Annotated in this window: 17 protein-coding genes and 1 pseudogene; 7 read left to right on the top strand and 11 right to left on the bottom strand. The window is 72.3% G+C overall.

Annotated elements, in window-relative coordinates; translation table 11 throughout:
* The coding region (locus IE272_RS30825; RefSeq protein ID WP_190009092.1) for a heavy metal translocating P-type ATPase at positions 1-1,232 on the top strand (1,232 nt) is incomplete at its 5' end.
* 497 nt (positions 1,233-1,729) lie between these two features.
* On the opposite strand, the gene IE272_RS30830 is transcribed toward IE272_RS30825, so the two are convergent.
* The 3 genes from IE272_RS30830 to IE272_RS30840 form a co-directional block, all read right to left on the bottom strand.
* Entirely contained in the window at positions 1,730-3,028 is a 1,299-nt protein-coding gene (locus tag IE272_RS30830) for a citrate synthase (RefSeq protein ID WP_003969077.1), read from the bottom strand.
* Positions 3,029-3,243: 215 nt separating this feature from the next.
* A complete protein-coding gene (gene recD2, locus IE272_RS30835) occupies positions 3,244-5,469 on the bottom strand; it encodes an SF1B family DNA helicase RecD2 (protein ID WP_098890935.1) in 2,226 nt (741 codons plus the stop codon).
* A 53-nt stretch (positions 5,470-5,522) separates the two neighbouring features.
* On the bottom strand, positions 5,523-6,101 hold the full coding sequence (locus IE272_RS30840; protein WP_050360833.1) for a MarR family winged helix-turn-helix transcriptional regulator: 579 nt from the start codon (positions 6,099-6,101) through the stop codon (positions 5,523-5,525).
* A gap of 238 nt (positions 6,102-6,339) precedes the next feature.
* Here IE272_RS30840 and IE272_RS30845 point away from each other — a divergent pair, with 238 nt between their 5' ends.
* On the top strand, positions 6,340-7,917 hold the full coding sequence (locus IE272_RS30845; RefSeq protein WP_229897858.1) for an MFS transporter: 1,578 nt from the start codon (positions 6,340-6,342) through the stop codon (positions 7,915-7,917).
* A 332-nt stretch (positions 7,918-8,249) separates the two neighbouring features.
* Here the strand turns inward: IE272_RS30845 and IE272_RS30850 are convergent, their stop codons facing one another.
* Complete coding sequence (locus IE272_RS30850; RefSeq protein WP_050360835.1) at positions 8,250-8,897, bottom strand: peptidoglycan recognition protein family protein; 648 nt, start codon at positions 8,895-8,897, stop codon at positions 8,250-8,252.
* Between the two features lie 174 nt (positions 8,898-9,071).
* The gene (locus tag IE272_RS30855) at positions 9,072-9,953 is read right to left on the bottom strand and encodes a lysozyme (RefSeq protein ID WP_050360836.1); all 882 of its coding nucleotides are present in this window, start codon (positions 9,951-9,953) and stop codon (positions 9,072-9,074) included.
* A gap of 290 nt (positions 9,954-10,243) precedes the next feature.
* Here IE272_RS30855 and IE272_RS30860 point away from each other — a divergent pair, with 290 nt between their 5' ends.
* Positions 10,244-10,951: a VOC family protein gene (locus IE272_RS30860; RefSeq protein ID WP_190009094.1), complete on the top strand. Its 708-nt coding sequence runs from the start codon at positions 10,244-10,246 to the stop codon at positions 10,949-10,951.
* Positions 10,952-10,971: 20 nt separating this feature from the next.
* Here the strand turns inward: IE272_RS30860 and IE272_RS30865 are convergent.
* From IE272_RS30865 to IE272_RS30880, 4 genes and pseudogenes are all read right to left on the bottom strand, one after another.
* Positions 10,972-11,517, bottom strand: a pseudogene (locus tag IE272_RS30865) (DinB family protein); the annotation flags it as partial.
* A gap of 216 nt (positions 11,518-11,733) precedes the next feature.
* Complete coding sequence (locus IE272_RS30870; RefSeq protein ID WP_050360839.1) at positions 11,734-12,570, bottom strand: sugar phosphate isomerase/epimerase family protein; 837 nt, start codon at positions 12,568-12,570, stop codon at positions 11,734-11,736.
* Complete coding sequence (locus IE272_RS30875) at positions 12,567-13,715, bottom strand: dihydrodipicolinate synthase family protein (RefSeq protein WP_190009096.1); 1,149 nt, start codon at positions 13,713-13,715, stop codon at positions 12,567-12,569. Before IE272_RS30875 ends, IE272_RS30870 begins: the two co-directional genes overlap by 4 nt.
* 40 nt (positions 13,716-13,755) lie before the next feature.
* Complete coding sequence (locus tag IE272_RS30880; protein ID WP_190009098.1) at positions 13,756-14,907, bottom strand: Gfo/Idh/MocA family protein; 1,152 nt, start codon at positions 14,905-14,907, stop codon at positions 13,756-13,758.
* Positions 14,908-15,016: 109 nt separating this feature from the next.
* Between IE272_RS30880 and IE272_RS30885 the strand changes: the two genes are divergently transcribed.
* A complete protein-coding gene (locus IE272_RS30885; RefSeq protein ID WP_073741439.1) occupies positions 15,017-16,117 on the top strand; it encodes a LacI family DNA-binding transcriptional regulator in 1,101 nt (366 codons plus the stop codon).
* Between the two features lie 58 nt (positions 16,118-16,175).
* Here the strand turns inward: IE272_RS30885 and IE272_RS30890 are convergent, their stop codons facing one another.
* Together IE272_RS30890 and IE272_RS30895 are read right to left on the bottom strand one after the other, a co-directional pair.
* Complete coding sequence (locus IE272_RS30890; protein WP_050360843.1) at positions 16,176-16,520, bottom strand: hypothetical protein; 345 nt, start codon at positions 16,518-16,520, stop codon at positions 16,176-16,178.
* Positions 16,517-16,978 (bottom strand): DUF6232 family protein, encoded by a 462-nt coding sequence (locus IE272_RS30895; protein WP_268254208.1) that lies wholly within the window; start codon positions 16,976-16,978, stop codon positions 16,517-16,519. The genes IE272_RS30890 and IE272_RS30895 overlap by 4 nt, the downstream gene beginning before the upstream one ends.
* Before the next feature lie 400 nt (positions 16,979-17,378).
* Between IE272_RS30895 and IE272_RS30900 the strand changes: the two genes are divergently transcribed.
* The 3 genes from IE272_RS30900 to IE272_RS30910 all read left to right on the top strand — a co-directional run bounded on the left by IE272_RS30900 (position 17,379) and on the right by IE272_RS30910 (position 24,027).
* Positions 17,379-20,711 (top strand): type 2 lanthipeptide synthetase LanM family protein, encoded by a 3,333-nt coding sequence (locus tag IE272_RS30900; protein ID WP_190009100.1) that lies wholly within the window; start codon positions 17,379-17,381, stop codon positions 20,709-20,711.
* A 117-nt stretch (positions 20,712-20,828) separates the two neighbouring features.
* Positions 20,829-21,026, top strand: a complete 198-nt coding sequence (locus IE272_RS30905) for a hypothetical protein (RefSeq protein WP_050360846.1) — start codon at positions 20,829-20,831, stop codon at positions 21,024-21,026.
* 79 nt (positions 21,027-21,105) lie between these two features.
* Positions 21,106-24,027: a helix-turn-helix transcriptional regulator gene (locus tag IE272_RS30910; protein ID WP_190009102.1), complete on the top strand. Its 2,922-nt coding sequence runs from the start codon at positions 21,106-21,108 to the stop codon at positions 24,025-24,027.
* Positions 24,028-24,032 lie beyond the last annotated feature (5 nt).

A 24,032-nucleotide genomic window follows, 5' to 3' on the forward strand; every position in this document is an offset into this window, starting at 1 on the left:
CCCGCCTCGTCGAGGACGCCCAGAACGGCAAAGCCTCCGCACAACGCCTCGCCGACCGCATCTCCGCCGTCTTCGTCCCCATCGTCATCGCCCTCGCCCTGGGAACCCTCGGCTTCTGGCTCGGCAACGGCGCCGGACTCACCGCCGCCTTCACCGCAGCCGTCGCCGTCCTCATCATCGCCTGCCCCTGCGCCCTCGGCCTCGCCACACCCACCGCCCTCATGGTCGGCACCGGCCGAGGCGCCCAGCTCGGCATCCTCATCAAGGGCCCCGAAGTCCTCGAAACCACCCGCCGCGCCGACACCATCGTCCTCGACAAGACCGGCACCGTCACCACCGGCCGCATGACCCTCCAGACCACCCACACCACCAAAACCACCACCACAACCGAAGTCCTCCGCATCGCCGGAGCACTCGAAAACGCCTCCGAACACCCCATCGCCCAAGCCGTCGCCACCGCAGCCACCGACACCACCGGCCCCCTCCCCACCCCCGAGGACTTCCAGAACATCCCCGGACTCGGCGTCCAGGGCATCGTCGAGGGCCACACCGTCCTCGTCGGACGGCCCCGGCTCCTCGCCGACGCGGCGATCCCCCTCCCGCCCGCGCTGTCGGAGGCCCTGGCGGAGGCCGAGGAGCTCGGCCGCACGGCGGTCGTCGTGGCCTGGGACGGGGAGGCGCGGGGCGTGTTCGGGGTGGCGGACGCGGTCAAGGACAGCAGTGCGGCCGCCGTGAGCGAGCTGCGCGCCCTGGGGCTCAAGCCCGTCCTGCTGACCGGCGACAACCGGGCGGTCGCGGAGGCCGTGGCACGCGAGGTCGGCATCGACGAGGTCCACGCGGAGGTGCTTCCCGAGGACAAGGTGAACGTCGTGAAGCGCCTTCAGGCCGAGGGCCGGGTCGTCGCGATGGTCGGCGACGGGGTCAACGACGCGGCCGCCCTCGCCACGGCGGACCTGGGGCTGGCGATGGGCACCGGGACGGATGCGGCGATCGAGGCGAGCGACCTCACGCTGGTTCGTGGAGATCTCAAGGTGACGGCTGACGCAATCCGCCTCTCCAGGCGTACGCTGGCCACCATCAGGGGCAACCTCTTCTGGGCCTTCGGGTACAACGTCGCGGCCTTGCCCCTGGCTGCAAGTGGCCTGCTCAACCCTATGATCGCGGGAGCCGCCATGGCGTTTTCGTCCGTGTTCGTCGTCACGAACAGCCTACGGTTGCGTGCCTTCACGTAACTTCCACAAAGAGATTTAGATCACACCGGTTTCAGGGTAACCATCCGGTGGGTTCGCGAGTCTTAGAGTGCGAGCCAAGGATGTCTTGGGGGACGTCCGATGGAGTGTCTTGGGGGACGCTCCTGTGGCAAGCGTTGGCCGGGGCACGTGCACCGGGGAGCTTTGAGCGGCCCTCCCGTGCGTACGTACCCCGGCGGACCGCAGCACAACAGAACAACGGGAGCTTCGGCTTCCCGCAGACGCCCGGCCGGATCCCGTGGGGGGAATCCGCTCCGGGATATGGGAAGCGCCCTGACCGTCGACCCGTGGGGGGATCGGCGGCGGGGCGCTTCTCGCTTTCCGGGCCCCTCCCGCTCCAGCCCCTGGAACGCCGAATCGCCCCGGACACCGCGCTCTGTGCGAAGCGCGGTACGCGGGGCGAAGGCAGTCGGCCGAAGAGGCCGGGCACTACGGGGGGTTACGAGGTCCTGGTCGACGACCTCGACACGGGGTCCGGGTCAGCGGCCCTCGACCGGGACGAAGTCGCGCAGGACCTCGCCGGTGTAGATCTGGCGCGGGCGGCCGATGCGGGAACCCGGCTCCTTGATCATCTCGTGCCACTGGGCGATCCAGCCGGGAAGGCGGCCGAGCGCGAAGAGCACGGTGAACATCTCGGTCGGGAAGCCCATGGCCCGGTAGATCAGACCGGTGTAGAAGTCCACGTTGGGGTAGAGGTTGCGCGAGACGAAGTAGTCGTCGGAGAGCGCGTGCTCCTCCAGCTTGAGCGCGATGTCGAGCAGCTCGTCGGACTTGCCGAGCGCGGACAGCACGTCGTGGGCGGCGGCCTTGATGATCTTGGCGCGCGGGTCGAAGGACTTGTACACCCGGTGGCCGAAGCCCATCAGGCGGACGCCGTCCTCCTTGTTCTTCACCTTGCGGATGAAGGAGTCGACGTCGCCGCCGTTGGCCTGGATGCCTTCCAGCATCTCCAGCACCGACTGGTTGGCGCCACCGTGCAGGGGGCCCCACAGCGCCGAGATGCCGGCGGAGATCGAGGCGAACATGTTCGCCTGCGAGGAGCCGACCAGACGCACGGTGGAGGTCGAACAGTTCTGCTCGTGGTCCGCGTGCAGGATGAGCAGCTTGTCCAGCGCCGAGACGACGACCGGGTCCAGCTCGTACTCCTGGGCGGGGACCGAGAAGGTCATGCGCAGGAAGTTCTCGACGTACCCGAGGTCGTTGCGCGGGTAGACGAAGGGGTGCCCGATCGACTTCTTGTAGGCGTACGCCGCGATCGTCGGGAGCTTCGCCAGGAGGCGGATCGTCGAGAGGTGACGCTGCTGCTCGTCGAACGGGTTGTGGCTGTCCTGGTAGAACGTGGACAGCGCGCTGACGACCGAGGACAGCATGGCCATCGGGTGGGCGTCGCGCGGGAAGCCGTCGAAGAACCGCTTGACGTCCTCGTGCAGCAGCGTGTGCTGGGTGATCTCGTTCTTGAAGGTCGCCAGCTCGTCGACCTTCGGCAGGTCGCCGTTGATCAGCGTGTACGCGACCTCGAGGAACGACGAGCGCTCGGCGAGCTGCTCGATCGGGTATCCGCGGTAGCGCAGAATGCCCTGCTCACCGTCGAGGTACGTGATGGCGGATTTATAGGCGGCGGTGTTGCCGTATCCGCTGTCCAGCGTCACCAGGCCGGTATTGGCCCGGAGCTTCCCGATGTCGAAGCCCTTGTCGCCGACGGTGCTGTCGATCACCGGGTAGGTGTACTCGTCATCGCCGTACCGCAGTACTACAGCGTTGTTGGTGTGCTCGCTCACGTCATCCCTCACCGACGTAGTGCCTCTTCTTCGAGGTGCCCTGACTGTCTTCCACCCTCCCCCATTCGGCTCAGGAGAGTGCACTCGGGGTCGTCCATTGGACCTACTGGCGGCACTGAGTGCCGCCAACTTACTCATCCTGCCCCCTTGACTGCGGTTCCGGAAGACCTCCGTGATGTTTCCCACCGATTTGATCGATCATTTTTTCGGAGGGGTCACGCGAAGTCTTCGCCCGAGCCGCCCCGAAGCCGGAAATCCAGTGCCGTACAGCGTCTGCCTGCGGAAACCGTGCGGACCGCCTGGCCGATCGCCTTACGGGACCCGACCAGGACCACCAGCTTCCTGGCCCTCGTCACGGCCGTGTAGAGCAGGTTGCGCTGGAGCATCATCCAGGCGCTGGTGGTGACAGGGATGACGACGGCCGGATACTCGCTGCCCTGGGAGCGGTGGATGGTCATGGCGTACGCGTGGGCCAGCTCGTCCAGCTCGTCGAAGTCGTAGCCGATCTCCTCGTCCTCGTCGGTGCGGACGGTGAGTTTCTGCTCGTCCACGTCCAGGCCGGTGACGACACCGACCGTGCCGTTGAAGACGCCGTTCTCGCCCTTGTCGTAGTTGTTGCGGATCTGGGTGACCTTGTCGCCGACGCGGAAGACCCGGCCGCCGAACCGCTTCTCGGGGAGGTCGGGCCGGGCCGGGGTGATGGCCTGCTGGAGCAGTCCGTTCAGCTGGCCGGCACCGGCGGGGCCGCGGTGCATCGGGGCGAGAACCTGCACGTCACGGCGTGGATCGAGGCCGAACTTGGCCGGAATGCGGCGGGCCGCCACATCGACGGCGAGCTTGCCCGCGTCCTCCGTCTCGTCCTCCACGAAGAGGAAGAAGTCGCTCAGCCCTTCCGTGAGCGGCGGCTGCCCGGCGTTGATCCGGTGGGCGTTCGTCACGACGCCGGACTGCTGGGCCTGGCGGAAGATCCGGGTGAGCCGGACGGCGGGGACCGGGCCGCCCTCCGCGAGCAGGTCGCTCAGCACCTCCCCCGCGCCGACCGAGGGCAGTTGGTCGACGTCACCCACCAGGAGGAGGTGGGCACCGGGTGCCACCGCCTTCACGAGCTTGTTGGCGAGCAGCAGATCGAGCATCGACGCCTCGTCCACGACGACCAGATCCGCGTCCAGCGGGCGGTCCCGGTCGTAGGCCGCGTCCCCGCCCGGCCGCAGCTCCAGGAGCCGGTGCACGGTGGACGCCTCGGCCCCGGTCAGCTCGGAGAGGCGTTTGGCGGCGCGCCCGGTGGGGGCGGCGAGCACCACCTTGGCCTTCTTCGCCCGGGCCAGCTCGACGATGGACCGTACGGTGAACGACTTCCCGCAGCCGGGCCCCCCGGTCAGGACGGCCACCTTCCGGCTGAGCGCGAGCCGTACGGCCTGTTCCTGCTCGGGCGCGAGGTCGGCCCCCGTACGGGTGGCGAGCCAGGCCAGGGCCTTGTCCCAGTCCACGTCCCCGAAGGCCGGCATCCGGTCCTCGCCGGTGTTCAGGAGGCGGCGCAGCTGCCCGGCGAGGGACAGCTCGGCCCGGTGGAAGGGGACCAGGTAGACGGCCGTGACCGGTTCGCCGCCCTCGGGGGACGGCACCTTCTCCCGTACGACGCCCTCCGGATCGGCGGCGAGCTCGGCCAGGCACTCGATGACCAGCCCGGTGTCGACCTGGAGCAGCTTGACGCCGTCCGCGATGAGCCGTTCCTCGGGGAGGTAGCAGTGCCCCTGGTCGGAGGACTGGGACAGGGCGTACTGGAGGCCGGCCTTGACCCGTTCGGGGCTGTCGTGCGGGATGCCGACGGCTTGGGCGATCCGGTCGGCGGTGAGGAAGCCGATGCCCCAGACGTCGGCGGCCAGCCGGTAGGGCTGGTTCTTCACGACGGAGATCGAGGCGTCCTCGTACTTCTTGTAGATGCGGACGGCGATGGAGGTGGAGACGCCGACGCCCTGGAGGAAGACCATGACCTCCTTGATCGCCTTCTGCTCCTCCCAGGCTGCCGCGATCATCTTCGTGCGTTTGGGGCCGAGGCCGGGAACCTCGACGAGGCGCTTCGGCTCCTGCTCGATGATGTCGAGGGTGTCGACGCCGAAGTGGGTGGTGATCCGGTCGGCCATCACCGGCCCGATGCCCTTGATCAGTCCGGAGCCGAGATAGCGGCGGATGCCCTGGATGGTGGCGGGCAGCACGGTGGTGTAGTTCTCCACGGTGAACTGCTTGCCGTACTGGGAGTGCGAGCCCCAACGGCCCTCCATCCGCAGCGATTCGCCGACCTGCGCGCCGAGCAGCGCACCGACGACGGTGAGGAGGTCCCCGGCTCCGCGTCCGGTGTCGACGCGGGCGACCGTGTACCCGTTCTCCTCGTTGGCGTAGGTGATCCGCTCCAGGACACCTTCGAGGACGGCCAAGTTGGACATGACCCGACGCTACCGGGTGGTGCTGACAGCGCGGTTCGCGGCCGGGACTCCCGTCAGGGGGTGGGGGGTGTCGGCCCGCCGCCCTCGTACTCGTGCGCCAGCAGGGCGTCCATGGTGGTGCGCAGCGTGCCGAGGAAGTTCTCGAAGTGCTGGATCTCCTGCGGCGAGTAGGCCGCCATCGCCTCGGCCATCCGCTCGGAGTAGGGGCCGAAGAACGCGATGGCCCTCGGCCGGATGCCGGGACTGCTGCGCAGGGTCACCACGCGGCGGTCGGCGCTCTCGCGGGTGCGGACAATGTGCCCCGCCTGTTCGAGCCGCTTGAGGAGGATGGCGGTCGCGCCGGAGGAGAGCGAGACGCGCTCACTGAGCCGGGCCGGTGACAGGGGTGTGCCCTGGTCCTCCGCGTAGAGGATCTCGACGAGGGCGGCGGCGTCGGTGGAGTGCAGCCCGAGCCACGTCGCGAAGCGGCGGGTGAACTCGGTGTAGTTGGCCCCGAAGGCGCGCAGGCCGTCCATCACACGGTCGACCCGGACGGCCTCGCGGCCGGCCGTGCTGTCGCCGTTCCCGTTCGCGCTCCCGTCGCTTTCGCTTTCGCTTTCGCGGTCGCCGTCCGCCCCGTGCCCGTTCGCCATCGGCGCTGCCCCACTCTCCGCCGGATCCGCCGCAAGCCCTCCGGTCACGTCTCCCACCACCTGCTTTGACAACCTACCCCGTCACATTTACCTTTGCCGCAAAGGTATCTATCTTTACCGCAAAGCAACTTTGGGGAGTCGAAGCACTGTGCCCGAAACAGCGGAAACCCCTCCCACAGCACGCCAGTGGCTCGGCCTCGTCGCCGTGGCGCTCGGCGTGGCCCTGATCGTCGTCGACATGACGATCGTCAATGTGATCCTCGCGCCGATCATCGAGGACCTCTCCATCGGATCGTCGGAGGCCCAGTGGATCCAGGAGTCGTACGCGATCACGTTCGCGGCGCTCCTCCTGGTCACCGGGCGCCTCAGCGACCTGTACGGCGCACGCCGGATCTTCCTGCTGGGCCTCGCCGTCTTCGGCGTGACGAGCCTGCTGGCCGCGTTGGCGCCCAGCGGCGGACTGCTGATCCTCGCCCGGTTCGTCCAGGGCGTCGGCGGTGCGATGATGCTGCCCACCTCGCTGGCCCTGCTGAACGCCACGTTCACCGGGCGGGCGCGCGGCCAGGCGTTCGCCGTGTGGGGCTCGACCATCGGAGCGGCGGCGGCCGTGGGCCCGCTGCTGGGCGGGTGGCTCGCCGACATCTCCTGGCGGTGGGCCTTCGGCATCAACATCCCGCTGGTCGCCCTCATCGTGGTGGGGGTGCTCCTGCACCTGGACGCCTCACCCCGCACCCCGGGCCGTATCGACGGCGCCGGCGCGGTGCTGTCGGCGGCGGGCCTGGGGCTTCTCGCGTTCGTCCTGATCGAGGGGCGCGCGTACGGCTGGCTGCTGACGACGGAGCCGCTGGAGATCGGGGGCTTCTCCTGGTCCGGCGGACTCTCGCCCGTGTTCGTCGCGCTGCTCCTGTCCGTCCTGGCCCTGGGGGTGTTCTGGCGCAGGCAGACCGCGCTGGGCCGGGCGGGCGACGAACCGCTGATGGACGTGGGACTGTTCTCCATCCGCTCGTTCCGCAACGGCAACTTCGTCACGTTGATGGTCGGTCTCGGCGAGTTCGGCATCATCGCGGTACTGCCGCTCTGGCTGCAATTCGCGCTCGGCTACAGCGCGTTCGAGGCGGGCCTCGCCCTCGTCGCGCTGGCCGCCGGCAGCTTCGTCGCCTCCGGTGCGAGCTTCCCGATGGCCGCGACCGTGCCCGCGCTCGCCCAGGTCCGCATCGGCCTGGCACTGGAGGCCGCAGGGCTGACGACGCTGGCCCTGACCGCGTCCACGGACAGCTCCTGGTGGCTCATCGCCCTCGCGTTGTTCGTGTACGGGATCGGCGTCGGCTTCGCCACGGCGCAGGTCACCAACATCGTCCTCGTGGACGTGCCGGAGCGGAGCGGAGGCCAGGCCTCGGGCATCCAGAGCGCGGCCCGTGAGCTCGGGTCGGCCCTCGGCATCGCCCTCCTGACCACCCTGTTCTTCAGCACCCTGGCCTCCGGAATGACGGACCGCCTCACCCGGGACGGCGTCGCGGCCGACGAGGCGGACCGCCTCGGGAGCATGGTGACGGACAGTGCCGGATCGGTGATCGGGACGCTGGCCGCGGAGCCGCGTACGGCATCGGCGGCGGAGGCGGCCCGCGAGGCGATGGCGGTCGGGGTCCAGGTCTCCGGGTACGTCTGCGCGGGGCTGCTGCTCCTGGCGCTGGCCGCGACGCTGTTCATGTCGCCGGGGCCGAAGGGCCCTTCGGCCCCGGACGCGCGACGCGCACGGCCCGGTGCGGCGACCGGTGCGGACGGCTCCGCCGTCGACGCCGCTCCCCCGGCAGCCTGATGTCCGCACGCGCCTGAACGACACCTCGGCCCGCGGGGACGTGCTCCGGGGCCGGGTGTCGCCGGGGAGTGCGTCCTCGGGAGGCGGCCGACATGGCCCCCAAGTCCGCATGATCCCGCCGTCGTCGGGCCAACGATCCGCCAACGCGGTTTTCCCGCCTGTACGCCCGTACGTCTACGCGGCAAGGCCAAAGCAGAGGTGGTCGTCGTCCAGGTACCCGATATCGGCCTCGCACCCCTCCCGCACCTGCGGCACGCGTCGGACGGGAAGAGCTTCCCGGCCTTCCACGTACCTCGCCTCACCGCCCTCGTTCCACGCGAGCCGGTACGCGCTCAGCCCATGCTCGCCGCGACCTCGCTGCGCAGTTGCGGCAGCTTGTCGTGCAGCACGCCCGGGCAGAGGGTGTCGCCGAAGTCCTTGTGTCCGTAGATGCGGCTCGGCGCGATGCCGTACTGGCCGCAGGTGTAGGCGCAGAGCGCCACCAGGACCTCCCACTGGGCACGCGGCGGTTGCGCTCCGTCGTGGTACGCGCCCTCGTTGGCGATGCCGATGCCCGCCCCGTTCTGGCCGGAGGTGTGCGCGCCCATGACGAAGTCCCTGCCGCCCCGCAGTGTGCTGAGGCTCTGGTGGCGGCCCTCGGTGATCCAGCCGCCCCGGCTGACGAGGAAGTGGTAGCCGGTGTCGGTCCATCCGTTCTTGTCCATGTGCAGGTCCTGGACCCAGTGGGCGTGACTGTGGGCCTGGGCGCGGGAGACGTCGGAGGTGTTGGCGCTGACCGTGTGGTGCACGACGATCATGGTGGGCCGCTTGCCCACCAGGTCGATCGGCCCCTGGGGCGGACGGGCCTTCCACTGGGACGTGCCGTCGATGTCCGGTTCGACGACGTCGGCGGCGTGGGCCGCTCCGGGTAAGGCGACGGCCGCAAGGCCGCCGGCACCGGCGAGCAGGACGTGACGGCGGGACGGCTGAGGAAGGTTCACGGCGGACTCCTGGCGTGTGGTCGTTCCGGGCCTGCCGGACGGTGACGGTGACAGCGGTGGTGACAGCGGTGGTGACAGCGGTGGTGACAGTGACAACGGCGGTGGCTGCGGCAGGTGGCGGCGGTACGGCCGGGTGGGGGCTGTACTCACCCGGCCGCCGCTGGGGCGGGGCCGCTACGCCGTGTTGTTGGCGAGGGCCTGGAGCCGGGCGAAGCTGCCGTTGAACTTGTTGCGGTCCACGTCACCGGAGACTCCGGCGACCCGCCCCGTGGCCGAGTACTGCCAGATCGTCCAGGTGGGGAAGCCGCTGGGGATGTTCGGGCTGCTGGTGCCCCAGTGGGCCACCCAGAGCGGGGACTTGGCGGCCATGCCGGTCCAGCTCCCGGTGCAGGTGTTCCACCAGCTGGCCGTCGTGTAGATCACGACGTCCCGGGTGGTGCGCGCCTTGTACGTGGTGTAGAAGTCGTTGATCCACGTGCGCATCTGGGTCGTGGAGAGGCCGTAGCACATGGCGCCGTACGGGTTGTGCTCGATGTCCAGCACCCCGGGGAGGGTCTTGCCGTCCTTGGACCACCCTCCGCCGCTGCTCGCGAAGTAGTTCGCCTGCGTCGCCCCGTTGGAGACGTCGGGGCGGGCGAAGTGGTAGGCGCCCCGGATCAGGCCGGCGTTGTAGGAGCCGGTGTAGTTGGCGCTGAAGCGGCTGTCCTTGTAGGTCGTGCCCTCGGTGGCCTTCATGTAGGCGAAGTCGATGCCCGCGGCCTTCACCGAGCCCCAGTTGATCGCCCCCTGCCAGTGGGAGACGTCGATGCCCTGGACGCCGCTGGTATCCATCGGTGTCACGCCGCCCGGCGCGGAGGACGCGGGCCCCTGCTCGATGCGGGTCCCCGCCCCCATCCATGCCTGTCCGGACCGGACCGGCTCATCGGGTGCGGGCGGCGCGGCGACGGCCGTGCCCGTGGCGGTCAGGATCAGCGCCGCGGCGCTGCCGAGAGCTCCTGCGAGCAGAGCGCCTCTGGATCTCTTGAGTCGGCGGGACGGAGAACGGTACGCGGGCACAGCCACCTCCGGGCACGTTGACGGGAAGAGATCCATGGCATCCGATTACCGGACGCCATGGACATGTCATGAGTAACGCACGGGCGGGGGAAGGCGTAAAGAGGCCCTGCGGTCTAGACCTGTGCCGCCGTACCCCACCTGCGAAAACGCGCCGGGGCGGCGAGAATTTTCACTCCTGAAGGCCCCCGGCGCCCGCTCCCGACCCATGGGCACGCGAAGACACACAGGGGCGGAGACCGGCCGCCGAGCACGCCTTGCCCCCAGTACTCAAATTTGACTACGCTGCCCGCATGACCGAGACGACCATCCCGATGCTGCCCTGCCGCACCTCGCTGATCGAGACCACCGTCGACTTCTACACCGCCCTCGGCTTCGCGACGACGTACCTGCAGAAGAGCCCGTACGCGTACGCGGTCGTCGAGCGGGGAGCGGTCGAACTCCGGCTGTACGGCATGAAGGAGTACGACCCGGCGTCCTCCCACTCCGGGTGCTATGTCCTCACCGATGACGTGGACGGCCTGCATGCGGCGTTCCGGGCCGGCCTCAAGGAGGCCTACGGGCGCGTCCCGGCACGGGGGTTGCCGCACATCGGTCCGCTGAAGGACATGTCGTACGGGGTGCGGCAGTTCCTGATGACCGACCCGACCGGGAACACGATCCGGATCGGGCAGCCGATCAGCGAGGACCAGAACCACCGGCCCGCGCCGAAGGAGACCTTCGCCCGCGCCCTGCACATGGCGGACCTCTTCGCGGACTCCAAGCAGGATCTGCCGGGCGCGGCGAAGATCATCGACCGGGTGCTGGGGCTGACGGACGAGCACCCGGCCCCGGTGCAGAAGCTGCGCCTTCTCGTCCTGCGCGGGGACATCGCGCAGCGCATGGGTGACGCGGAGAAGGCCGGGGTGCTGCTGGAAGAGGCCGCGGCGGTCCGGCTCGGGCCCGAGGAGAGCGAAGCCGCCGCCGACACGCTGGCCCGGCTCGCGGAGTTGCGGGGCTGATCAGCCGAAGGGGGCGTCGGCGGGTCCTCGCCCGTCAGGCCGTCGACGGACTCCCGGATGAGGTCGGCGTGGCCGACGTGGCGGGCGTACTCCTCGATGAGGTCCAGGAGGATGCGGCGGAGGTTCGGGCGTTCGCCGCTACGGGTGACGTGGGCGCCGAGCTGGTCCAGGCCGCCGCCCGCGCTCAGTGCCGCGTCGACCGTGGCCCGGGAGCGGGCCGCCGATTCCCGCCAGAGGGTGCGCAGTTGCCCGGGGGTGTCCTGGGCGGCGGAGCGATAGGCCCAGTCGGGGTCGCTGTCCCAGTCCACCGCGTCCCAGGGCGCGCCGACCGGAACACCGAGCCACAGACGCGCGAAGTGGCTGTCCTCGACGTGCGCCAGGTGCTTGAGCAGACCGCCCAGGGTGATGGTGGATGCGCCAACGGTGGCCCGCAGTCCGGCGGCGTCCAGGCCTGAGCACTTCCAGGCGAGCGTGGCCCGCTGGCGCTCCAGCGCGCCGAGGACGGCTGCCGCCTCGGTGCCGGCGAGGGGAGGTTCGGGCCAGGCTTCCACTGTGCTCTCCGTCATGGCGGACACGGTAGCGGAGCCGGAACAGCGGGGCCGGAACAGCGGAATGGGGCCCGGCCTCACGGCCGGACCCCCCTCGCTTTCCCCTCCCGTCGGGCCTTCCCGTTCCCCCCGGACCCCTCCCCGGAAGTACCCGACGCCATGTGTGACACGGGAGGGTACGCAAAGGTTGCAGCCCTTTACGATCTCTTTGCCATCGAGGTGGCGCAGGGGCTCTCAGCAGGCATGTTGCACATAGCGCTCCGCCACTTCCGCCAGCGCCTCCGCCCCGTCGCGGGCCCACAGCGCCTCGTTGAAGATCTCCACCTCGATCGGGCCGTCGAAGCCGGCGGCTTCCACGAGACGGCGGAACTCACGGAAGTCCACGCTTCCGTCGCCCAGTTGCCCCCGGCCCAGCAGGACGCCCGCCGGGAGCGGGGTGATCCAGTCGGCCAGCTGGAAGGAGTGGATGCGGCCGCCCGCACCCGCGCGGGCGATCTGGGCGGGCGCCCGGTCGTCCCACCAGAGGTGGTAGGTGTCGACGACCACCCCGACCTGGTCGGCCGGGAAGCGTTCCGCGATGTCCAGGGCCTGGCCGAGCGTGGAGACGACGCAGCGGTCGGACGCGTACATCGGGTGCAGCGGCTCGATGGCCAGGCGTACGCCGCGCGTCGCCGCGTACGGGGCCAGTTCCGCCAGCGCGTCGGCGACCCGCTCCCGGGCCCCGTACAGATCGCGGCTGCCGGGCGGGAGGCCGCCGGAGACCAGGACCAGGGTGTCGGTGGACAGGGCCGCCGCCTCGTCGATCGCCGCCCGGTTGTCGTCCAGGGCGCGGGCCCGTTCCGCCGGGTCGAGCGCGGTGAAGAAGCCGCCCCGGCAGAGGCTGGTGACGGTGAGCCCGGCATCCGCCAGGAGCCTGGCCGTGCGCTCGACGCCGTACGCCTGCACCGGGGCCCGCCACAGGCCCACCATGCCGATGCCCGCCTTGACGCAGCCCTCGGTCAGCTCGGGCAGCGACCACTGCTTGATGGTCTCCTGGTTGAGCGAGAGGCGGGAGAGCCGGCCGTCGGTCATCGTGTGCCTCCGTGGACCGCGAGCAGTGAGCGCATACGGTGTTCCGCCAGGTCCGGGTCCGGGAACAGGCCCAGGCGGTCGGCCAGTTCGTACGCCTTCGCCAGATGCGGGAGCGAGCGCGCCGACTGGAGCCCGCCCACCATCGTGAAGTGGTCCTGGTGGCCGGAGAGCCAGGCCAGGAACACCACGCCCGTCTTGTAGAAGCGGGTCGGCGACCGGAAGAGGTGGCGGGAGAGTTCGACCGTGGGGTCCAGGAGCGCCCGGAAGCCGTCCACGTCTCCCGTGTCCAGCACCCGTACCGCGTGCGCCGCCAGCGGTCCCAGCGGGTCGAAGATACCCAACAGGGCGTGGCTGAAGCCGCGTTCGTCGCCCGCGATGAGTTCCGGGTAGTTGAAGTCGTCGCCCGTGTAGCAGCGCACCCCGCCCGGGAGGCGGCGGCGGACGTCGATCTCGCGGCCCGCGTCCAGGAGGGAGATCTTGATGCCGTCGACCTTGTCGGGGTGTTCGGCGATGACCTTGAGGAAGGTGTCCGTGGCCTCGTCGAGGTCGGCGCTGCCCCAGTAGCCCGCGAGGGCCGGGTCGAACATCGGACCCAGCCAGTGCAGGATCACCGGCTCCGACGCCTGGCGCAGGAGATGGGCGTACGTGGCGAGGTAGTCCTCCGGGCCCCGCGCGGCGCGGACCAGCGCGCGGGAGGCCATGAGGATCGGCTGGACGCCGTTCTCCTCGGCCAGGGCCAGCTGCTCCTCGTACGCCGCCGTGACCTCGGCCAGGGTGGGCGTCCCGTCGCCGGGCAGCTGGTCGGTGCCCACGCCGCAGGCGATCCTGCCGCCCACCGCCTTCGCCTCGGCGGCGGAGCGGCGGATCAGTTCGGCGGCGCCCGCCCAGTCCAGGCCCATGCCGCGCTGCGCGGTGTCCATGGCCTCCGCGACGCCCAGGCCGTGCGCCCACAGGTGGCGGCGGAAGGCGAGCGTGGACTCCCAGTCGACGGCCGCCGGGTCGTCCGGACCGATGTCCGCGTACGGGTCCGCGACCACGTGCGCCGCCGAGAAGACCGTACGGGAGGTGGGGGCCGCCGCTCCGGGAGCGAGGTCGAGCGGTGTCGCGCGGGGCGTGTAGGGGCCCTGCGGGAGGTGGATCGTCATGTCAGCGGCCCCCGCCGGCGCCGCGCACCGGTCGTGCGGGTCACAGGGTCAGCTCCGGGATGTCGAAGCGGCGGCCCTCGGCGGACGACTTCAGTCCCAGTTCCGCCAGTTGGACGCCCCGGGCGCCGGCCAGCAGGTCCCAGCCGTACGGCTCGTCCAGGACCACATGGCGCAGGAACAGCTCCCACTGCGCCTTGAAGCCGTTGTCGAACTGCTGGTTGTCCGGCACCTCCTGCCACTGGTCGCGGAAGGACTCGGTGACCGGGAGGTCCGGGTTCCAGACCGGCTTGGGGGTCGACGAGCGGTGCTGCACACGGCAGTTGCGCAGACCGGCGACGGCGGAGCCGTGGGTGCCGTCGACCTGGAACTCGACCAGCTCGTCGCGGTTGACCCGGACCGTCCAGGAGGAGTTGATCTGCGCGACCGCCCCGCCCGCCAGTTGGAAGATGCCGTACGCGGCGTCGTCGGCGGTCGCCTCGTACGGCTTGCCCCGCTCGTCCCAGCGCTGCGGAACGTGCGTCTGCACATGGGCCGTTACGGAGGTGACCTGGCCGAACAGCTCGTGGAGCACGTACTCCCAGTGCGGGAACATGTCGACGACGATGCCGCCGCCGTCCTCCGCGCGGTAGTTCCACGACGGGCGCTGGGCCTCCTGCCAGTCGCCCTCGAAGACCCAGTAGCCGAACTCCCCGCGCACGGAAAGGATCTCGCCGAAGAAGCCGCCGTCGATCAGGCGCTTCAGCTTCAGCAGGCCCGGCAGGAAGATCTTGTCCTGGACGACGCCGTGCTTGATGCCCGCGTCCCGGGCGAGCCGGGCCAGGTCGAGGGCCCCCTCGACGTCCGTGGCGGTCGGCTTCTCGGTGTAGACGTGCTTGCCCGCCGCGATCGCCTTCTTGATCGCCTCCACCCGGGCCGAGGTGACCTGGGCGTCGAAGTAGATGTCGATCGTGTCGTCCGCGAGGACCGCGTCCAGGTCGGTCGACCACTCGGTCAGGCCGTGGCGCTCGGCGAGTTCCTCCAGGGCGTGGGCCCGGCGGCCGACGAGCACGGGCTCGGGCCACAGCACCTCGCCGTCGCCGAGATCCAGGCCTCCCTGCTCACGGATCGCGAGGATCGAGCGCACCAGGTGCTGCCGGTATCCCATGCGCCCCGTGACGCCGTTCATGGCGATGCGCACTGTCCTGCGTGTCACGAAGGTCCCTCCATACAGCCGTAGCAAGCGCTTTCTATCGAAGATGACGCTAGCCTGCCGACAGCGGCCGGACAAGAGGGGGCCGCACGTGATCTCACGGAGGACAGCGATGACAGTCACCCTGGCGGATGTGGCGGCCCGCGCCCGGGTGTCCCCGGCCACCGTCTCGCGTGTGCTGAACGGCAACTACCCGGTGGCGGCGTCGACCCGGGAGCGGGTCCTGCGCGCGGTGGACGACCTGGACTATGTGCTCAACGGGCCCGCGAGCTCGCTCGCGGCGGCCACCTCGGACCTGGTCGGCATCCTGGTCAACGACATCGCCGACCCGTTCTTCGGGATCATGGCGGGGGCGGCCCAGACGCAGATCGGCGGCCCCGGGGACGGTTCCGGACGGGCGGGCGGCGAGAAGCTGGCCGTCATCTGCAACACCGGCGGCTCCCCGGAGCGCGAACTGACCTACCTCACCCTCCTCCAGCGCCAGCGCGCCGCCGCCGTCGTCCTCACCGGCGGCGCGGTCGAGGATCCGGCGCACCAGGCCGCGATGTCCGCGAAGCTGACGAAGCTCGCGGACGCGGGCACCCGGATCGTCTTCTGCGGGCGGCCCCCGCTGCCCGAGGGGGACGCGCTCGTCGCCGCGCTCGCGTTCGACAACCGGGGCGGCGGACGCCGGCTCGCCGAGCATCTGATCTCGCTCGGCCACCGCAGGATCGGTTACGTCGCCGGGCCCCCGGAGCGCACCACCACCCGGCACCGGCTGGAGGGCCACCGCGAGGCGCTGCGCGCGGCCGGCCTGGACACCGCCCCGGACGAGGCCGACGGGGGCCGGGGCCCGGACGATCAGGACCGGCTCACCGTGCACGGGCCCTACGACCGGCGCTCCGGCTACGAGGCCACCCTCGAACTCCTGCGCAGGGCACCGGACGTGACCGCCATCGTGGCCGCCAACGACACCGTGGCGCTGGGCGCGTGCGCGGCCGTACGGGACCAGGGGATGCGGATCCCCCAGGACATCTCGGTCGCGGGCTTCGACGACCTGCCGTTCTCGGTGGACGCGGTGCCGGCCCTCACGACGGTGCGGCTGCCGCTCTTCGAGGCGGGCGCCCGGGCGGGGCGGCTCGCGATGGGCAAGGAGAACCCGCCGCCCGGCGGGATCGCGACCATCGCGGCCGAGCTGATGATCCGGGGGTCCACGGCGGCGCCGCGCGGGTGAGCCGGCCCGGGGATGCCCCCGGTCCCGTCGGCCCCGTCGGGAGGCCCTGGCCGAGCGGCTAGCCGAGCAGTCCGAGCAACCGTCCCAGCGCGTCCGCGACGGGCTGGGCCACCGGGCCGACCGCGGTGGTGAGCTGCCCGAGCCGTGCCAGGGTGAGGCCGCGCTCGGTCATGCCCTCGCGGTCCAGGGCGAGCACGGGCAGGGTCTCCGCGACCGTGCGGGCCTGGTCCGGGGTGAGGTGGGCGGTGAGGTCGCGGAGCCGGTCGGTCAACTCCTTCACAGCCGCGTGGAGTTCGGGATCCTGAGCGGCGCCCACGTAGCCGTTGTTGATGCCGATGTTCTGGGCGCCGGTCTGGTTGAAGACGGAGCCGTTGTAGGTCGAGTGGTGCGTCGGTTCGGTCATAGCCTGATCCCCGTGTTCTGACCGCCGTTCTGGTTGAAGACGGGGCCGTTGTAGTTGTTCAGCTGGTGCACGTAGGCCGTGAACTCGGCCTCCGGGTGGTCGATCGCGTGGACTATCCGCCCGGCGATGGTCCGCAGCTCGTCCACGCTCGGCAGCGTCACGAGTATGCGGGAGCCGCCGGCCGTCTCCACGACCAGGACCGGCGTCTCCGGTGCGATCAGCGCCTTGACGAAATAGACGACCAGAACGATCAGCAGGACGAGAACCGGTGCCCAGTCGGTCACCGAGTAGACGAAGGCCACCAACCCCAGGCCCAGCAGGAAGCGGAGGACGTTCCGCTCCGGCTTGACCTTGATGGCCTCGACCCGGGTGAGGTTGTGCAGCGGCAGGGCCGCCGAGCCGATCCAGAGCATCCGGCGCTTGACCGCGATCTCCAGGACGCCTCCCGGACGCGGCAGCGGCGGTAGCGGCGGCGGCTGCGAGGGAGGCCCGGCCGGAGGATCCGGCGGTGGTGAGGACGGCGGCCCGGACGGTGGTCCGGAAGGCGGTGAGGCCGGCGGTCCGGACGGTGGCGTCCGCGCCCACGGCCTGCCTGAGCTTCCCGTGCTGTCCATGCGTTCCCCCGAGCACTCGTCACCCACGCCCGCATGCGCGGGAGCCCTATTAAGCACCCGCCCGGCTCCGAGCGGCAGGCGAGAAACCGCCAATTCTCGCTCCAGACCTACGTGTTACCGACGTCTGCGCGCCGGGGCGCGAAAGATGGGGGCGACTCCCCCATGCGCCCGCACCCGCTCCCCCGCCACGATGGACGCGGGCGGCCCGACCGGGGCCCGCCCGGGACCGGGGAGGTGCGGAGCGGTGGCGGAGAAGGATCTGATCGACAGAGGGACGACCCGTCGTCCCTCCCCTGCTGTCTCCGTCGTGTCCGCGCCCTCCTCCTCCCCCTCCTCCGGCACGCCCGTCGCGTCCGGCACCGCCGCCACCGCAGCCTTCGGGGGTGCGGCCGGGGAGCCGTGGTGGCTTCCGGGCGTCGTCGGGGGCAGCGCTTCCGGCGAACCCGGCTGGGCGGTCTTCGCCCGGGAGGCCGTCGCCTCGGCGCCGCGTGACGTGGTGGTCGCCGACCGGGCCTACCCCGGGCTCAGCGGCTTCGGGCCGGTCGTCGCACCGTTCGTCGAGGCGGCGACGCGGCGGCTCCGGGACGCACTCGCGGAGGACGGCCCGGCGGTCGACGGCTCGGTGGGCGGCCGGGCGACGGACGGCCCGGCGGCAGACGGCTCCTCGGCCGTCCTGGCGGACTTCCGGCGGCAGCTGACGCGTCGGCTGTCCCGGATCGCGGGGCGCACCCTCGTCACGGAACTGCACGAGGCCCGGCGGTTGGGCCGGTTGCGCGGCGAGGGGCCCGAGGAGCGCTTCCAGGACTTCGTCCGGCGGACCGCCCGCCGCGACGGCCTCGCCCTGCTCGTCACCGGCTACCCCGTGCTGGCCCGCCTCCTCGCGACGGCCTGCCTGAACGCGGGGGACGCGTTCGCGGAGATGGCCGCGCGGCTCGCCGCCGACCGGCACCTGCTGGCCCCGTCGGGGGTGCTCGGCGACCGGGCCGGTTCCCCGGAGGGCGGCCTCGGCGGGAACGCGGGGCCCGGGGCGCTCACCGGCGTCGAGGCCGGGGCGGGCGACAGCCATCGCGGGGGCCGGTCGGTCATGCTGCTGCGGTTCGCCGACGGCGCCCGGCTCGTCTACAAGCCGCGTCCCCTCGCTGCCCACCGGCACTTCAACACCCTGGCCGAGTGGTTCGGTTCGCTGCCCGGCGCCCCGGAGCTGCGGGTCCTGCGGGTCCTGGACCGTGGGGACTACGGCTGGGCCGAGTTCGTCGAGGAGCGGCCCTGCTCCACGGCGGCGGAGACCCGGCAGTTCTACCGGCGCCAGGGTGCGCTGCTGGCCCTGCTGCACACCCTGGACGGTACGGATCTGCACCACGAGAACCTGATCGCCTGCGGCCCGCATCCGGTCCTGGTCGATGTGGAGACCCTGTTCCACCCGCCGCTGGGGCCCGCGAGGTCCACCGATCCGGCCGCCCGGGCCCTGCACGACTCGGTCCACCGGGTGGGCCTCCTGCCGCAGTTGCTCGTCGGGGACACGACCGCGCTCGACATGTCCGCCATCGGCGGGGGCCGGGCCGCGTCCTCGCCGATCGAGACCGCCGACTGGGCGGAGGCCGGAACCGACCGCATGCGGCTGGTGCGGCGGGCGGGCCGGTTCACCGAGTCCGCCAACCGGCCCCGGCTCGGCGGAGTGGCGGCCGCCCCCTCCGCGTACACCGACGCCCTGTGCGGCGGTTTCCGCGCCGGTTACACCGCGATCAGCGATCACCGTGCGGAACTCCTGGGTGAGGACGGGCTGTTGCGGCTCTTCGCTCGGGACGAGGTGCGCGTCGTGCCCCGGCCGACCTGGACGTACACGACGCTGCTGGACGAGTCGACCCACCCCGACCTCATGCGGGACGCCACCGAACGGCACCAGGTGCTCTCGCTGCTGCGCACCCCGCTCCTGGGCGCGCCCGCGCTGCCCGGCGTGGAGGACGAGGAGGTCGCGGAGCTGTGGTGCGGCGACGTGCCCGTGTTCGGCACCCGGCCGGGCTCCACGGAGTTGTGGAGCGGCACCGGCCGTACGGTTCCGGGTCCGGCCCCCGAGGGGCCCTCGTACGACACCGCACGCGATCGGTCCCCGCACGACCGGCCCGCCCACGACCTGGCCGCCGCCGACGCCGCCGCCGGCCCCACCGGGCTGGCGCGCGTGGAGGCGAAGGTGCGCGCGATGGACACCGTGGACCGCCAGGATCAGGAACGGATCATCCGGGCTGCCATGGTGAGCACCTCACCCGAGCCGCCGCACCGGGCGGGTCCGGGCGGCCGGTCGCGGAGTGCCGCGACCGCACCGGAGCCCGAGCAACTGCTGTCCGCCGCACGGTCGGTGGGCGATCAGCTCGTCTCCCTCGCCTACCGGCACGAGAGCCGCACCAACTGGATCGGCCTTGAGCTGCTCGGCGAGCGCTACTGGCGGCTCACGCCGATGGCGGCGGACCTCGCGGGCGGTTACACCGGGCCCGCGCTCTTCCTGGCGCAACTGGCCGCACTCACCGGCGCCTCCCGGTACGCGGAGGCGGCCCGCGAGGCGCTCGCCCCGGTCCCGGGGCTGCTGGACGCGCTGCACGGGCGGGCCGACGAGCTCGGGTCCCTGGGCTCCGGCGCCTTCGCGGGTCTCGGCGGCATCGCGTACGCGCTGACCGAGGTGGGCTCGCTCCTGGGCGACCGGGAGGTGCTGGACCTGGCGGGTCCGGCCGTCCGGCTGAGCTGCGCGGCGAGCGCGGCCGAGGACGGGTACGGGGTGCGCGGCGGGGCGGCGGGCGGGCTCGTCTCGCTGCTCGCGGTGCACCGCGCGACCGGCCGCCCGGAGGCTTGGCGTGGTGCCGAGCGCTGCGCCGAGCGGATCGCCGCCGCCCCGCTCCCCGGCTCCGGGGGCTTCGCCGACGGGGCGGCGGGGATCGGCTGGGCGCTGCTGCGCTTCGCCGGGGCCGGGGGCGACGCCCGCCACCGGAGCGCCGGGCTGGAGGCCCTGCGCCGGGCGACGGCCGGAGCGGCCCACGCGACCACCGCCGCCACCGCCGGAGCGCCGCGCGGAACGACCGCCGGAGCGCCGCACGGAGCGTACGGAACGACCGCCGGAGCGCCGGACGGAGCAATCGCCGGGACGGCCCGCGGAACGGCGGCCGGAACGGCAGCCGGAGCGGCCGCCGGGCCGGCCTGGTGCGGCGGGGTCGCCGGCATCGCGCTGGCTGTCGCGGACAGCCCCGACGCGCTGGCGGACCCGGAGCTGTCCGGCTGGCTCGCGGCGCGCTCCGGCGAGCTGGCGGGCATCGGCCCGCTCGCCGACGACAGCCTGTGCCACGGGGAGTCGGGGCTGCTCGAACTCCTCGGCCACGGCGCGCTGCCCGCCGCACGGCCCGCGTGGATGCGCCGGGCCGGGACGCTGCTGGCCTCGGCGGACCGGGCGGGACCGCAGTGCGGGACGCCCGGCCGCGTACCGCACCCGGGGCTGCTCACCGGACTCTCGGGGATCGGGCACGGGCTGCTGAGGGCCGGGTTCCCCGACCGGATCGGGTCCGCCCTGCTCCTGCGTTCCTCCCGGCTCCCCTGACCGAACCACGGCTCCCCTGACCGAACCACGGATTTCCTGACCGAACCACGGATTTCCTGACCGAACCACGGCTTTGACGACGACCATCACCACCACCACCCAGAGGATGAGGCAGAGATGAAGCAGTTCGGCGAATCGGCCCTGCAGGCGTCCGGCGAGATCGCGCACGAGGGTACGCCCGAGCACCCGGCCGGGCAGATCTCCTTGGGGTCCACCGGAGGCCTCGGTGCGCGCAGCAGACTTCTCAGCGCCTCGGAGGGCGAGAGCGGCTACAGCCACGACCTGCCGTGGACCACCATGACGGCCCCGTGGTGACCGGTTCCTGCCAACTCAACCTCAAATAAGCCGCATTGGCCCGCTGCCGTAGGAGTTACGGCTCCAGTAACCTGCGGCCATGCGAGCCACTTCGCCGGTCATCGTCGGGCGGGACGAGGAGATCGGACTGCTGAGCAGCGCCCTGGACGCCGTACAACGGCGTTCGGGGCGCGCGCTGTTCCTCCTCGGGGAAGCCGGAATCGGCAAGTCCCGGCTGGTGGGCGAGTGCGCCTACCGGGCGTACGGGCTCGGTATGCCGGTGCTGCGCGGCCGGGCCACCTCGACCGGGCTCGTCGTCCCCTTCCGCCCGCTCGCGGAGGCGCTGGCCTCCCGGTTCCGGGCCGCGGGCACGCCGACCGATCCCGAGCTCGCGCCCTACCATCCGGCGCTGGCCCGGCTGGTCCCGGAGTGGCGCAGGGGCGGGTCCCCCGGCTATCCGGAGACGGTCGTGGAGCTGGCCGAGGCGCTGCTGCGGCTGCTGTCCGTGCTGGGCCGGGAGGCGGGCTGCGCGATCCTGCTGGAGGATCTGCACGACTGCGACACGGAGACCGTCGCGGTCGTCGAGTACGTCATCGACAACCTGGCCGATCTGCCCATCCTGTTCCTGGGCACCCTGCGTCCGGAGCCGGGGGCCGCCCTGGACCTCGTACGCTCCGCCGAACGCCGGCACGCCGCGACCGTACGGGAGCTGGGCCCGCTCCGCGACGACCGGGTGCGGGCGCTGACGGGTGCGTGTCTGGAGGCGCGGCCGGAGGAGATACCCGGGTCGGTGCACCGGCGGCTGGCCGAACGCGCCGCGGGCAACCCGTACTTGCTGGAAGTGCTGCTGGCGGACCTGCTGGACACCGGCCGGCTCCGGCGGACGGACGACGGGTGGGTGGCGGCGGAGCAGCCGGGCGGTTCGGTTCCCTCGGACATCGTCCGCAGCTGGGCCCGCAGGCTGGAGCGGCTGGACGAGCCGGTGCGGGACCTCTTACTGGCGTCGGCGACCCTGGGCAGCCAGTTCTCGGTGACCGTGCTCCAGACCGTCACCGGGTTCGAGGACCGGGCCCTGTTCACGCATCTGCGGTCGGCGGTGGAGGCCGGTGTCATCGCCCCGGACGGCGCCGCCCCCGACCGCTACACCTTCCGGCACTCGCTCACCGCCGAGGCCCTGATCTCCTCGCTGGCTCCGGCCGAGCGCGCCTCGCTCGCCCGCCGCGCCGCCGGGGCCATCGAACACTCCGGGCAGCCGCTGGACGAGGACGGCCGTCAGCTCGTGGCCTCGCTGCAACTGGCCGCGGGCAACCGGGCGGGGGCGGCCCGCCAGTTCGCGGAGGCGGGAAGACGGATGCTCGCTTCGGGGGCGCACGGCTCCGCCGTGGTGCTGCTGGAGCGGGCGCACCCGCTGGCCGACGAGACCGACCGGGCCGCCGTCGCCGAGTCGTTGGCGGTCGCCCGTGCCGAGGGCGGCGATCTGGACGCCGCACTGGCGCTGGCGGACGCGCTGCCGCCGGTTCCGGCGCGTTCCGAGGCCGCCGCCCGGCGCGGCCTGATCCATATCGAACTCGCCTGGGCGGCGGTCATGGCGGAGCGCACCGCCGACGCGGCGCTCCAGGTGGAAGCGGCCCGTGTCCTGCTCGGCCCGTCGCCGCCGCCGGGTCGCCGGGCCGCGCTCGTGGTGGTCGACGGGTATCTGGCGCTGCTTCCCGGGCACGGGCAGAAGCCCCGGGATCCGGCGGACTCCGAGCGGGTCGTGCGGGAGGCCGCGGAGACCGCCGAGGCCGAGGGGCTGCCCGTGGTGGCCTGCCAGGCCTGGCAGTTGCTGGCGCTGCTGCGGCGCGAGGAGGGCTTCGACGCGGCGGACGCCGCACTGGAGCGGATGCTGTCGATCTCCACCGAACACGCCCTGCCGGTCTGGCGGGTGGAGGCGCTGGTGCGGCTCGGGGCGAACGCCTTCATGCGGACCGGGGACGCCGCCCGGCTGCTCTCCGCGCGGGCGGCGGCCACCGAGCTGGGCGCGCTGCTGCTGACCCGTACGGTCGACGGGCTGCTCGCGATGAACGCGGTGATGTGCGCCCGGTGGGAGGAGGCGCAGGAGATCGTCGACCGCTCGGCGGAGGCCAGCGCCCGGGTCGGCGACCGGTCCGCCCACCGCTATCTGCTGCTGGCCGGGGCGACGATGGCCGCGCACCGGGGGCGGCGGCGGGAGATGGACCGGGCGCTGGCCGCGTTCCGGCGGGCCGGGGGCGAGCAGTCGCTGCTGGTGCCGCTCCGGTCGGGGCTGTGCCGGGCGTTCGGGGCGCTCCTGGAGGAGGACCGGGAGCGGGCGGCGGCGGGTCTGGACGAGGCGCTGGCCTGGGAGGCGGACCACCCGAGCTACTACTACCTGAGCGGGCGGTACGGGCTGCGCCCGCTGCTGCGGGTGCTGGCGGGCGAGGCGGACCGGGCGGAGCTGGCGGAGGCGCGGGCGGCTCCCGGGGGCGCTCTCGCCTGGAACCGGCAGTTCCTGGAGCTGGCCGACGCGGTGCTGCTGGGCCGGGAGGGGGACCCGGCCGGGGCCGCCCGGCTGATGGCGTCCTTCGATGTGCGGTCCGCGCCCTTCCCGGTCGCCCGCCACCTGGGCCTGCGGCTGGTCGCGGACGCGGCCCGGGCGGACGGGTGGGGCGAGCCGGTGGCGTGGCTGCGGTCCGCCGAGGAGTACTTCTACGGGGCCGGGGTGCAGGCGGTCGCCTCCGCGTGCCGGGCGGCGCTGCGGCAGGCCGGGGCGAGTGTGGGGCAGCACCGGGGCGGCTGGGACCGGATCCCGTCGCCGCTGCGGACGAGCGGGGTGACGCCGCGCGAGTACGAGGTGTTCGTCCTGCTGCCCGAGCGGCCCGGGAACCAGCAGATCGCCCGGCGGCTGTCCATCTCGCCCCGCACGGTGGAGAAGCACATGGCCAGTCTGCTGAGCAAGACCGGGCGTGCGGACCGGGCCGCGCTGTGCGAGTTCGCCGCCGAGTGCGCCGTCGAACCGGCCTGATGAGG

The sequence above is a fragment of the Streptomyces anulatus genome, assembly GCF_014650675.1.
In the GTDB taxonomy this organism is placed as follows: Bacteria; Actinomycetota; Actinomycetes; order Streptomycetales; family Streptomycetaceae; genus Streptomyces; species Streptomyces anulatus.

Bases quoted from the DNA above. Each gene is read 5' to 3' on its own strand.
- IE272_RS30845 (WP_229897858.1), top strand. From the start codon at position 6,340: ATGACGATCGTCAATGTGATCCTCGCGCCGATCATCGAGGACCTCTCC.
- IE272_RS30840 (WP_050360833.1), bottom strand. From the start codon at position 6,101: ATGGCGAACGGGCACGGGGCGGACGGCGACCGCGAAAGCGAAAGCGAA.
- IE272_RS30875 (WP_190009096.1), bottom strand. From the start codon at position 13,715: ATGACGATCCACCTCCCGCAGGGCCCCTACACGCCCCGCGCGACACCG.
- IE272_RS30905 (WP_050360846.1), top strand. From the start codon at position 20,829: ATGAAGCAGTTCGGCGAATCGGCCCTGCAGGCGTCCGGCGAGATCGCG.
- IE272_RS30910 (WP_190009102.1), top strand. From the start codon at position 21,106: ATGCGAGCCACTTCGCCGGTCATCGTCGGGCGGGACGAGGAGATCGGA.
- IE272_RS30890 (WP_050360843.1), bottom strand. From the start codon at position 16,520: ATGACCGAACCGACGCACCACTCGACCTACAACGGCTCCGTCTTCAAC.
- IE272_RS30885 (WP_073741439.1), top strand. From the start codon at position 15,017: ATGACAGTCACCCTGGCGGATGTGGCGGCCCGCGCCCGGGTGTCCCCG.
- IE272_RS30860 (WP_190009094.1), top strand. From the start codon at position 10,244: ATGACCGAGACGACCATCCCGATGCTGCCCTGCCGCACCTCGCTGATC.
- IE272_RS30870 (WP_050360839.1), bottom strand. From the start codon at position 12,570: ATGACCGACGGCCGGCTCTCCCGCCTCTCGCTCAACCAGGAGACCATC.
- recD2 (WP_098890935.1), bottom strand. From the start codon at position 5,469: ATGTCCAACTTGGCCGTCCTCGAAGGTGTCCTGGAGCGGATCACCTAC.